The 11700-nt window shown below is 49.2% G+C and carries 12 protein-coding genes, 1 pseudogene and 1 riboswitch; of the genes and pseudogenes, 11 read left to right on the top strand and 2 right to left on the bottom strand.

The window, feature by feature from the left end; translation table 11 throughout:
• Window positions 1-13: 13 nt before the first annotated feature.
• Window positions 14-307 (top strand): ATP-binding protein, encoded by a 294-nt coding sequence (locus NSU01_RS25420; RefSeq protein ID WP_076244452.1) that lies wholly within the window; start codon window positions 14-16, stop codon window positions 305-307.
• A gap of 316 nt (window positions 308-623) precedes the next feature.
• On the opposite strand, the gene NSU01_RS25415 is transcribed toward NSU01_RS25420, so the two are convergent.
• On the bottom strand, window positions 624-848 hold the full coding sequence (locus NSU01_RS25415; RefSeq protein ID WP_076244454.1) for a hypothetical protein: 225 nt from the start codon (window positions 846-848) through the stop codon (window positions 624-626).
• A 192-nt stretch (window positions 849-1040) separates the two neighbouring features.
• Here NSU01_RS25415 and NSU01_RS25410 point away from each other — a divergent pair, with 192 nt between their 5' ends.
• The 9 genes from NSU01_RS25410 (at window position 1041) to NSU01_RS25370 (ending at window position 8762) form a co-directional block, all read left to right on the top strand.
• On the top strand, window positions 1041-1673 hold the full coding sequence (locus NSU01_RS25410; RefSeq protein WP_083705546.1) for a universal stress protein: 633 nt from the start codon (window positions 1041-1043) through the stop codon (window positions 1671-1673).
• Between the two features lie 45 nt (window positions 1674-1718).
• Window positions 1719-4571 carry a Na+/H+ antiporter subunit A gene (locus tag NSU01_RS25405; RefSeq protein ID WP_076244662.1) on the top strand — a complete coding sequence of 951 codons (2853 nt, stop codon included), beginning with the start codon at window positions 1719-1721 and terminating at the stop codon, window positions 4569-4571.
• Complete coding sequence (locus NSU01_RS25400) at window positions 4559-4891, top strand: Na(+)/H(+) antiporter subunit C (protein ID WP_042139027.1); 333 nt, start codon at window positions 4559-4561, stop codon at window positions 4889-4891. Before NSU01_RS25405 ends, NSU01_RS25400 begins: the two co-directional genes overlap by 13 nt.
• Complete coding sequence (locus tag NSU01_RS25395) at window positions 4888-6363, top strand: Na+/H+ antiporter subunit D (RefSeq protein WP_076244456.1); 1476 nt, start codon at window positions 4888-4890, stop codon at window positions 6361-6363. Before NSU01_RS25400 ends, NSU01_RS25395 begins: the two co-directional genes overlap by 4 nt.
• 5 nt (window positions 6364-6368) lie before the next feature.
• Entirely contained in the window at window positions 6369-6851 is a 483-nt protein-coding gene (locus NSU01_RS25390; protein ID WP_076244458.1) for a Na+/H+ antiporter subunit E, read from the top strand.
• Window positions 6851-7144, top strand: a complete 294-nt coding sequence (locus NSU01_RS25385; RefSeq protein WP_042139024.1) for a Na(+)/H(+) antiporter subunit F1 — start codon at window positions 6851-6853, stop codon at window positions 7142-7144. The genes NSU01_RS25390 and NSU01_RS25385 overlap by 1 nt, the downstream gene beginning before the upstream one ends.
• Window positions 7134-7493, top strand: coding sequence for a monovalent cation/H(+) antiporter subunit G (gene mnhG, locus NSU01_RS25380; RefSeq protein ID WP_083705547.1), 360 nt, complete (start codon window positions 7134-7136; stop codon window positions 7491-7493). The genes NSU01_RS25385 and mnhG overlap by 11 nt, the downstream gene beginning before the upstream one ends.
• A riboswitch (cyclic di-AMP (ydaO/yuaA leader) is annotated at window positions 7492-7626 on the top strand. It overlaps the preceding gene by 2 nt.
• Before the next feature lie 7 nt (window positions 7627-7633).
• On the top strand, window positions 7634-7993 hold the full coding sequence (locus NSU01_RS25375; protein ID WP_076244462.1) for an alpha/beta hydrolase: 360 nt from the start codon (window positions 7634-7636) through the stop codon (window positions 7991-7993).
• Between the two features lie 367 nt (window positions 7994-8360).
• Window positions 8361-8762, top strand: a complete 402-nt coding sequence (locus NSU01_RS25370; protein ID WP_042139022.1) for a MerR family transcriptional regulator — start codon at window positions 8361-8363, stop codon at window positions 8760-8762.
• A gap of 161 nt (window positions 8763-8923) precedes the next feature.
• Here the strand turns inward: NSU01_RS25370 and NSU01_RS25365 are convergent, their stop codons facing one another.
• Entirely contained in the window at window positions 8924-9967 is a 1044-nt protein-coding gene (locus NSU01_RS25365) for a histidine kinase (protein WP_076244465.1), read from the bottom strand.
• A gap of 827 nt (window positions 9968-10794) precedes the next feature.
• On the opposite strand from NSU01_RS25365, the pseudogene NSU01_RS25360 reads away from it, so the two are divergent.
• Window positions 10795-11511 (top strand): annotated as a pseudogene (locus tag NSU01_RS25360) (glycoside hydrolase family 43 protein); the annotation flags it as partial.
• Between the last annotated feature and the right edge of the window lie 189 nt (window positions 11512-11700).

Below are 11700 nucleotides of genomic sequence, written 5' to 3'. Positions count from 1 at the left end.
GGCTGCGAAGGTCATGGATACTGCGAGCAAGCTAATCCCGGCGAATACGTTCTGCATTGCCAATCTGGTAGGCAATGCGCTTAAATTTACTGAGCAGGGTGAGGTATGCCTAATTGTGCAAACTGAGGCCGTTGCGGAAGACCGGATCACCTTCTCCATTGAAGTTAAGGATACCGGCATTGGACTGCCTGTAGAACAGAAAACCAACCTGTTCCGCTCCTTCTCGCAAATTCATGAAAGACGCTCACCGGAAGCTATAGCGGAGCCGGACTGGGGCTCTCCATCTGTAAGCAGCTGGCTGAGCTAATGAACGGCAAAGTATGGCTTAAGGATACCAGCGAACAGGGCAGTACGTTTGCATTCGCGATTCCTTGCTTTGTGGCAGGTTCGTAACTTATTCAATTCCGTGTCAACGCTCCGGGCTCCATTGCCAAGCCATATGAAATGTTCCCATGAGTCAAGAAGGCATAATCTCGATTCAGGGATATGGTATTGTTCAATATCCTCTTGGCTGAACTGTTGCAAGACCTCAGGTACGGGAAGGATACTGAATGAAGGTACCATCTGCCGTAGCCAGCCCGCGAAGGAGTAATAATCGAATAGCCCTGCTCTAGCAGACCACTTTATTTAACCATACGTCTAATTCTCACATATTCCCTGGGGTGATAGGGTACGCTAATGGGGAGCGGATCAGTAAAGCTTTCAGTACGGATACTAAATTCTTCAACGGAAAAGCTGCTTGTTTGGGATACTGTCGTATTAGGAGTTAATAACTTTTCCATTTTCCAGCCGAGTATCAACATGCCGGCGAACAGGAAAATGCTGCATATTATTTTACGTATTAACATGGGGAATGCCTCCTTTTCACACAGGCTCTCCTGATGCTTCCCGGATTATTCACCGCAAATTGCCTTTACATTCTCCTTCGGTGACTATATAATTGCAATAATTGTATACGGAGTTAACCGGAGGAGCCTGCCAACAGCGGGCTCTTTTTGTGTTTTTATCTGGAATAAATTTACTGCTGCGGAGGTATTGGAATGGAAATGAACAATGAGAGCATTATGGTGTGTGTGCATTATGGCCCCCACGGGCAGAGGTTAATACAGCGTGGAGGACAATTGGCCAAATTGCTCAAGGCTCCGCTGATTGTGCTTACAGTAGATGCATCCGGAGACAATGAATATAACCGGGAGAAGCAGCAGTACCTGTCTGGCTGGGAGAAACAGACCCAGGAGGCCGGCGGACAATTTGTGATCCGCAAATGTAATGGCAAAAAAACGGCTGATGTGATTGTGGAGACTGCAAAGGATAATAAAATAACGCAAATTGTACTCGGACAGTCAAGCCAAACGCTGTGGCAGGAGATTACACGGGGAAGCTTCATCAATGAGCTGCTGGAGCGGATGGGCCCGATTGATCTTCATATCGTTGCGGTGCAGCGCTATCCGGAGCTGCTCGAAAAGTCCCATGAGCAAGGATTCTCTGCTTATCTGGTCAAAGAGGGCGACCGCCATATCCTTATGGATGAACCGGATGGAGATGAAGCCATGAAGGGGGTCTTCTTCCGTGAGCTCGATACGGATTTCAATACCGGCCTGTTCAAAATCGTCAGAAACGGTGAAGCGCAATATTTGAGGATTGTACAGAACGAATGGGTTAAGCCCCGTTAAGCGGATTATACCAAAACTAGAAAGGGGGATTAAGCCTTGCTGCATATGATTATCCTGCTTCCGTTTTTGCTGGCTGCGCTAATGCTACTGATGAAGCGAAATAAACGGTTCCACCTGGGCTGGATCGCTCTGCCCCTTCCCGCAGCTCTCTTCATTTATTTCCTGACGAGAATTCCAGCCATCCGGGCTGGCGAGCCTATTGTTAACAATATCAACTGGATGCCGTCCTTTGGGGTAAATATTTCTCTGGTGCTGGACGGACTCAGCTTGCTCTTTGTCCTGCTGATTACCGGAATGGGTGCCCTGGTTGTGCTCTATTCCATTTATTATCTCGATAAGCTGATGGAAGGAATCCGCCAGTTTTATATGTACCTGCTCATGTTTATGGGAGCAATGCTGGGCGTTGTCCTGTCAGATAATCTGATGGTGCTGTACGGATTCTGGGAACTGACGAGCATTTCTTCGTTCCTGCTCATTGCCTTCTGGCACCGCCGGGAAAGATCCTCCTATGGAGCATTGAAGTCCATGCTGATCACGGTGTTCGGCGGTCTGGCGATGCTTGCCGGATTTAATCTTCTGTATATAATGACCGGCACTTATAGTATCCGCGAGATTGTTGCACAGGCAGGGACCTTGACAGAAAGTGCCATGTTTATCCCGTCCATGCTGCTTATTCTCCTGGGTGCCTTTACGAAATCCGCCCAGTTTCCGTTCCATATCTGGCTGCCTGATGCTATGGAAGCGCCGACTCCGGTAAGTGCATACCTTCACTCGGCTACCATGGTTAAGGCGGGGATCTATCTGGTGGCGCGGCTCACCCCTCTATATGCCGGAGCATCCGAGTGGTTCTGGCTCGTTTCTGTCACAGGACTGGTAACTCTGATCTATGGTTCGTTCAAAGCCATCCGGCAAACGGATCTCAAGGCCTTACTCGCGTACTCCACGATCAGTCAACTCGGATTGATCATGTCTTTGCTGGGACTAGGGTCGGCGGCAGCCTTCTTTACCGGCACGGGGGATGCAGTTTTTTATACGATGGCTACTACTGCAGCGCTCTTTCATCTCATTAATCATGCTGTATTTAAAGGCAGTCTGTTTATGGTTGTGGGCATCATTGACCACGAGACAGGTACCCGTGATCTGCGCAAGCTTGGAGGGCTCATGTCTCTCATGCCAGTCACCTTCTCAGTCGCATTGATCGGGGCGTTCTCCATGGCTGGATTGCCGCCATTCAGCGGATTCCTTAGTAAAGAAATGTTCTTCACCTCTATGCTTAATATCCGGGAGTTTGACATCCTGAGCTCAGGATACTGGACGCAGCTCTTTCCGGTAATTGCCTGGATTGCCAGTGTGTTTACCTTTGTATATAGCATGATCTTTGTCTTCAAGACCTTCCGCGGCAAGCTGAGGGAAGATAAACTGGATAAAATTCCGCATGAAGCTCCACTGGGTCTCTTGCTGTCACCGGTGATTCTAATTTCACTTGCTGTAGTGTTTGCTTTCTTCCCTGACCTGGTCTCTGCTACGCTGATTGAACCGGCAATGTCTTCCATCCATACGGGGGTACTCGCACCGGAAGAAGCTTTTGAAGTTTCTATTCATTTCTGGCATGGCTGGACACCGGAAATCTTCATGACCCTCGGCGTTATAGCCGCAGGTACGCTGTTATTTAGAATCTATACCCGTCTGCGGGTACTGGACCGCGAAGCAAGCGGACGCAATACGCTGAACCGTATGTATGACTTCTTGCTAAGACTGCTCGAGAATGGTTCAAGACGTTTGACTGATGCCTATATGACTGGTTCCAATCGCCATTACCTGCTCTATATTTTCAGCTTTTTCATCATTTCGTTACTCACAGTTCTGCTGAGGCAGTCAGGCATTAGCTTTGGCATGGATCAGTATGCCTCATTGTCTTTTTATGAAACGGCTGTTGTAGCAGCAATGCTGTTGGCTGCCTTTGCTGTTCCATTTGCCAAGTCACGTGTTAACGCGATTCTTTTCACCGGTGGTGTAGGGTACATGGTGACGCTGCTCTTCGTTCTTTTCCGGGCACCGGATCTTGCACTCACCCAAATGATTATAGAGACCGTCTCGGTCATTCTGTTCCTTCTTTGTTTCCGGTATTTACCTAAGCTGAAGAAGCAGAGGGAGCCGCTGCGCTTTAAGCTGCCCAATCTGATCATAGCGCTTGGAGCCGGCATTACAATGACGTTGATCGCTCTGGCGGCTATGGGTACCAGTCCTTTTGAACCTATCTCCGAGTTTTTCCTGAAAGAAAGCTATAACCTGGCTGGCGGCAAGAATGTTGTTAACGTCATCCTGGTAGATTTCCGCGGGTTCGATACCTTGTTTGAAATCATGGTGCTCGGCATCGCCTCACTGGCCATTTATGGTCTGATTCATCTGAGAATGGAGGAGGAGCTCCCGCCGCTCCAACCCGCCAAGAAAGAGAAATTGCCGCTGCGCAGCAATGACGTTATTCTGCAGACGATGTCCAAGGGGATTGTCCTCATTATTCTGATATTCTCCCTGTATCTGTTCTTTGCCGGACATAATCATCCGGGGGGAGGCTTTATCGGGGCTTTGATGACTTCTGCTGCGCTGATCCTCATTACAATAGCATTTGGAATGGATCAGGTACGTAAGGTGCTCCCTGTGAATTACCGGCTGCTTACAGCTTCCGGACTCCTGCTGGCTATTCTAACAGCGTCAGGCTCATTCCTGTTTGACGCTCCTTTTCTAAGTCATGCTTTCGGCCATTTTCATCTGCCAGTGCTTGGCGATACGGAGCTGGCGACTGCCGTCCTGTTTGACCTTGGCGTATACCTGGCCGTGGTCGGTGTGACGATGAACATCATTTTATCGATCGGAGGGGAAAAGAAATGGAACTCCTAATGGCGGTTGCGGTCGGCATTCTCTTCACGATCGGTGTGTACCTGATTCTGTCCAAAAGCCTGCTGCGCATTGTGCTGGGAACCTCCCTGCTGACGCATGGTGTCCATCTGCTGCTGCTCACAATGGCCGGGCTCAAAAAGGGTGCAGCCCCTGTGCTGGGCAAAGCGGATACTTATGTTGATCCGCTGCCGCAGGCATTGATTCTAACCTCCATAGTTATCAGCTTTGGGGTTACAGCCTTCTACTTCGTACTCGCGTACCGGTCTTACCAGACGCTGGGTACTGACGAAATTGACAGCATTAAGGAGGACAACGAATGAGCAATCTATTGGTACTCCCGATTCTCATTCCGCTGACTACGGCTGTCATCCTGATTTTTCTCAAAGAGAAGATCCGGCTTCAGCGCGTGATTAGTGCGCTCAGCAGTCTGCTAAACATTCTGGTTGCAGTGCTGCTGGTTTCACGTGTCCACTCTGAGGGCATACAGACCTTGCAGATGGGGGGCTGGGCTCCTCCGTACGGGATTGTATTTGTAGGTGATATGTTTGCTGTGTTGCTGGTAATGATGGCTTCGATCGTCAGCTTTGCGATTCTGTGCTATTCTTTCAGCAGCATTGGAGAGAAGCGGGAGCGGTTCTATTACTATACGTTCTTTCAGTTTTTGCTGGTCGGGGTATACGGCTCATTTCTTACCGGGGATATTTTCAACCTGTTTGTCTTTTTTGAGGTTATGCTGATTTCTTCTTATGCGCTCATCTCACTCGGAGGGACCAAGCTTCAGCTAAGAGAAACATCGAAATATCTGCTCATCAATATCGTATCCTCGACACTGTTTGTAGCAGCGGTAGCTTATCTCTATGCAGCAGTAGGAACACTCAACATGGCACACCTGTCCCAGCGTATCGCTGAAGCGGGACAAGGCGGCGTGCTTAATGTGATTGCTGTTTTGTTCCTGATTGTATTTTCCCTAAAGGCAGGGCTGTTCCTGTTCTTCTGGCTTCCAGGGTCATACAGTGCGCCTCCGGCGGCTGTTAGAGCGTTGTTCGGTGCACTGCTGACCAAAGTGGGACTCTATGCAATCATCCGCACCTTCACGCTGCTGTTTGTTAACGATCCCGGCTTCACCCATGACTGGATTGCCTGGATGGCTGCTGCTACCATGATTCTGGGCAGCCTGGGGGCAGTCGCTTATAAGGATATCCCGAGGATTCTGAATTATAACATCATTATCAGCGTTGGATTTGTAGCCTTTGGACTCGCTGCAGGGACTGCAGATTCACTGAATGGGGCGGTCTTCTATCTGCTGCACGATATGCTGGCCAAGGGACTCATGTTTATTCTGGGCGGGATGATTATATCCGCAGCCGGAACTGACCGGCTAGGCAGTATAGGCGGGATGATTAAAAGGTATCCGTTCATCGGCTGGATGTTCTTTATCCTTGCTCTTGCCCTGACAGGTATTCCGCCGCTGAGCGGGTTTGCCGGCAAGATTCTGATCATCCGCGGAGCTCTGGCTGAGGGAATGCTGACGTTGTCCTTAATTGGACTAGGATCGAGCTTACTGGTGCTGTATTCCCTGATGAAGGTGTTCAGGCTGGCGTTCTGGGGAAATGAACCGGTGAATGAATTGCCTAGAGTGAACTTGAAGGCTGCATCGGCTATTGCCGCCGGACTCCTGCTGCTTGTGATTGCTATGGGGGTCGGTGCCGAGTCCGTCTATGCTTATGTATCGCAGGCAGGCGAGGTTTTGGCGTCACCTGCGCGGTACATTGAAGCCATAATGAAGGAGTAGAGAAGATGGCCCTACAATTCCTCTTAAATCTGTTGATTGCCTTTCTGTGGATGGCGATAAATAACGATGGCTCTGGCTCAAGCTTCATAGCCGGCTACGTCATCGGTATTATATTATTGCTGATTTTGACGAAATCCCTGGCCCGGACCCGGCCATTCTATCTCATACGTATATGGGCTATACTGAAGCTTCTGCTGATCTTTGCCCGTGAACTTACGGTCTCGAATTTCGTGGTCATCGGCCATATCATCCGTCCAAAGCTGGCTATACGTCCCGGTATCTTTGCTTATGAGACTGCCTTGACCTCGGCTTGGGAGGTTACGCTGTTATCGTGCCTGATCTGTCTGACGCCGGGAACCCTGACTCTTGATGTTTCGAAGGATGGCAGGACGCTGTACATTCATGCACTTGATATTAAAGATGCAGAGCTGCTTGTCGCGCAGATTAGAGGCACTTTCGAACAAGCGATTATGGAGGTGACCCGGTAATGATCCAAGTTATGCTAACCGTGGCAATGATCATTCTGGCGCTGGCGATGCTGGCATGCCTGTTCCGTCTCCTGAAAGGGCCAACCCGATCAGACAGGGTTGCCGCGCTCGATACGATAGGCATTCATGTACTCGCAATGATCACTGTTTTCTGTATGCTGCTGGATACCCAGGACTTTCTTGAAGTTATTCTGGTTATCGGTATTCTGACGTTTATTGGAACAACGGCACTGGCCAGATATATTGAACGGGGAGCCGTTATAGAGGATGGAGGGAACCCGAATGACAGGTGAACTGATTAGCTCCATTCTTGTGGTGATGGGTGCAGTCTTCTGCGGCTTAAGTGCCTTCGGCTTGGTCCGGCTGCCTGATGTGTACCTGCGTTCACATGCGGCCACCAAAAGTGCAACCTTCGGGGTGCTGTGTCTGCTGACAGGAGGCTTCCTGTACTTTTGGTTTAAAGACGGAACGGTTAATGTCAAGCTGCTGCTGGCGATTGTTTTTGTATTCATCACTTCACCGGTGGCAGGCCATTTAAATGGCCGGGCAGCCTACCGTTCAGGAGTCCCCTTGTGGAAGGGGAGCGTACAGGATGATCTGAAGGTCCTGAGGGAAGAAAGTCAGGAAACGTCTGCAAAATAATACTTAATCGCTGAATTCCTTATAGGAAGCGGGGGAACCAGGTTATATGGGGTGAATCTCGGGATAGACGAGTAGGGCTACTTTCAGGGCCCGAATCCGGCAGCTAACCCCGCAAGCGTTCATGAGAGGATGCACTGTTTATGCCGCATATTGAAGTGAATGGAACGTCGCTCTATTACGAGATGTCGGGCAGCGGTCTGCCCATTGTTTTTATTCATGATTATTCGACCTCCCATCATCTGTTTGAGCCGCAAGCGGATTATTTCAGCAAGCGTGCGAAAGTGATCGTATTTGATCTAAGAGGGAACGGGCAATCGGGGAAAATGGATGTGGAGATTAGCCGGATCGTAGACACACAATGTGAAGATTTGAAGCTGTTATTGGACGCTTTATCTGTAGAGAAGGCTGTGATCGTAGCTTGTTCCAGTGGTGCTGTGCTCGCCCAGCTCGACAGACCGCACGAAGGAAATTGCAGCAGAGTATGGTGCGGTCATTTATGACTTTGAATGGATCGGTTGTTCAAGGAACTGAACAGTGAGGGAAGGGTAACCTCAAGCCTCCGGCGAAACCGGCGGGTCCGGCGGGACTGCAATATCCAGTGGATCGGCCCGGTGCATAAGTATTTGGCGGCGGAGGGCCCACGCTGGAGAGCAATATATGTACCACGCACTTCATGAAGAAGCACTCAAATATTACGGCAAGTTTCTGGAGGCCGGTCAAGGCAGGATCGAGGACAATATCCGGATGGATCTACGGCCAACTGCCCTCGCAGGCAGTTGGCCAGCAAATAGGTGATTTTATACATTTATTTCGTGGAACGTGAATACCATTAAAATATATAAGTCCACTAGAAAGAGGAGAGATGTTATGGTTCGCCATTACACGCAGCTGGAATTGATCACGATATCGAAATTACCTCCGACCACAGTGAAGAGATGGCTAGAGTATTTCTCTTATTTTGTAGCCGCGACCCGTCAGGGAGACCAGGTGCTTTACCCTTATGAAACTTTGAAACTACTGAAGCGGATCAGTGAACTGCGTGCAGAGCGTTACCATCTCAGTACCATTGTTCGTCTGCTGATTGAAGACGGCTTTCCGATGTATGGCAAAGAGGACAAGAAGGAGTTGCAACCTCCTCCGCCAATGGAGAAAATCAGCGCCGAGCCGAAGAAGCCGGACAGACAGCAGCTGCTTGTTGCTTCCCTGGCGGCGCTTGCCGATGAGCTTAACCGGATTGCGGATCATCTTAACCACTTGAAGGTGCAATAAATACATTCCGGCCCGAATTCAATGAGCGGCAGCTTCATGGTTTGAGCTTGTCCATTTTGCTTAGACTCAGCCACTGCCCCCGCGTAACCGAGGTATCGGGAGTAATGCCCAGATGCGCGGACATTAGACGTGATTTATGAGGTGGTGAAATCCATTTGGAACTAAGATACCGGATGATTATCAAGAGGAATCATGAACGATACTGTCGTGCCCCTGCCCGGTTCACTCTGGATAAGAAGACCCTGGCCATACCGCTGAACCAAGCGGCGGTTGGTATTCCTTAAGCCGATTCCCCCGGTGTTATGCCGGGTAAGGCTTAGGAGGTTCTCAATCTCGGCAGCCGGAATCCCTTTGCCATTATCTATAATCTGTACACAGGCGCCAGCTTCCGCCTGATATATGCGCACCACCAGTTCGCCGCCCTTCGCCAGGCTCAGCAATCCATGTCTTACTGCATTCTCAACGAGCGGCTGGATGGACAGCGGAGGAAGCTTGAAACGGAGAGCGGGCTGGATCTCCCACACCACAGTTAACCTGTCTCCAAAACGGACTTGCTCAATGAATAAATAGGATTTCACCAGGGAAATTTCATTCTCCAGATCCACCAGCTGATTCGTATTAATGAAATCAACGCTATACCGCAAGTAATCTGCAAATGCACCCGCTACATTACGCATCTGTTCCATATCAAATTCACTCAGGGCCATAATGGAGTTGATGGTGTTGAATAAGAAATGCGGTTTGATCTGGGCCTGCAAATAGGCTGTTTCCATCCGCAGACTTTGGTCAATCGATTGTTTCAACGAAATTAATGCCTGCACTCTGTACTTCAGCTCTAATCTTTCAACAGGTTTGGTTACATAGTCATTGGCTCCATGTAAGAATTCTGTATATGACTCTTCTGAAATCGAATGGGTAATTAACAAGAGTATCGGCAGCTCCGTAATATCAAAATGTTGTCTGACCTGCTTGGTAAGCTCATGTCCTGACATTTGCGGCATTTTCACATCTGCAATTAACAAATCCCAGGAAGCAGAGCGGATCAGTTCAAGGGCTTCATGGGCACTGGAGACCGCAGTTAATATGTAATTTTCTTCATAGAGAGTATCAGCCAACACTTTCAGGTTCACCGGATCCTCGTCCACAATTAGAATATTGGGTCTTGCCATCTCATAGAGAGGCCCGGACGATCCTGCACGGACCACTTCAGCAGATCCTTTATCTTCGCTAATGTTGCGGCGTTGTTTAAACCTAGAGGCTTCAATAATAATCTCTCCTTGCTCCGTTATACTTAATTGCGTTATGCAGCAAATTAAATAGAAATTGGGATAATCTTTTTTCATCTGCATATACGTGTGAGAGTTTTGAAGAGATAGTTAACCGGGAAAATCAACATATAAATGCTATAAATGGAGACAGTTGTAATATAAAACCGAAAGTCCTTCCAATAATGTTGCTTGCACATTCCTTTGGCGTAATGGTTGTTAATGCAGCTACCTCACTCACATTTCCGTTTTTCTTCTGCTCGCTTTTTTCCCAAGGTTAGATGCCTCCCTCGAGCATAGTGTAAACGTCTTAACTGAACAATAAATGAACAAATTTTGTGGGCTTTGATGGCGAAGGCAAGGCTGTAACCAGTCTCAGGCGCAACCGGCTGGTGAAACGAAGCTGTAATTTTGAGTGGATAGGCGCAGTGTACCTTACTTGAACAAGGATGGAGCCCGACTGGCCCCGGGTGAAGATCAAAGCGGTGATCCCGTAAACGTGAGAGATCCAGCAGGTTGATTTTTATTGCCCAGCTATCATTAGGCGGCAGACATTGCAGCCATGTAAAAGGTAATGAAGCCGCTGAATCCGTTCAGCGGCTTTTTTTCTCAGGTGAATTTCAGCAGAAACAGCATTGACTCTATCTATGTTCCCTAACTATAATATTAATATAATAGTAAATAGATTAATATTTGTGTTAACTAAATGACACGAAGCCGGACTGGAAGATTTGTTCGGTATAATAATTCCCTAAGGAGGGCTTAGCTTGTCTCAATCTATACCCGCATACACCGGTTATCTCTTAGTTCATTTCATCGGGGAGCAGCCGGATGGCGAACAGGTCTATTTCTCCTACAGTGAGGACGGCCTGCACTTTAAGGATCTGAACGCGGGTCTGCCTGTTCTGCGCTCGGAGCTCGGGGAAAAGGGAGCCAGAGATCCCTTTATCATCCGTTCGCCGAAGGAAAGCAAATTCTATCTGATTGCCACCGATCTGCGCATTGCCAGCGGCAAGGGCTGGGGTGCAGCAGTGGAGGCCGGCAGCCGCGATATTATTGTCTGGGAATCTGCTGATCTGGTGAACTGGTCACAGCCGTGGGCAGTTACGGTCGGTGTGGAGGGCGCCGGATGTGTATGGGCTCCTGAGGCGATTTACGATGAGGCTGCGGATGAATTCCTGGTATTCTGGGCTTCGGCTACTCAGGAGCCGCATGAGAGTGAACGGAAGCATAAAATATACAGCGCGCGCACGAAGAATTTCCGGGAATTTACGGCAGCAGAGAAGTACATTGAGCGCGACAATCATATCATTGATACGACAATTATCGCTGCTGGCGGGAGTTACTACCGTTTCTCGAAGGATGAGACAACTAAGAATATCCGGGTGGAGCAAGGTGCGTCGCTGGATAAAGACGCCTTCAGCTTTGTGGATGCGCCGGTTCTGGAGGCCATTATGGGCGTGGAAGGCCCGGAGATTTATAAGCTGAACGGCCGCGGGGAATGGTGCCTGATTGTGGACCGTTATGCGGAAGGGAAGGGATATCTTCCCTTGTTAACGTCTGACCTTAGCAGCGGCGATTTCCGCGTGCTTGCAGACAGGGAGTTCGACCTTGGTGTAAACACCAAACGCCACGGCGGAGTCCTTCCGGTTACTGCCGGGGAACGCAGCCTG

The organism is Paenibacillus sp. FSL H8-0259, assembly GCF_037963255.1.
Lineage (GTDB): Bacteria > Bacillota > Bacilli > Paenibacillales > Paenibacillaceae > Paenibacillus_AQ > Paenibacillus_AQ phytohabitans.
Note: the sequence above shows the minus strand (reverse complement) of the source record. Positions and strands in the feature narration are given on the sequence as shown.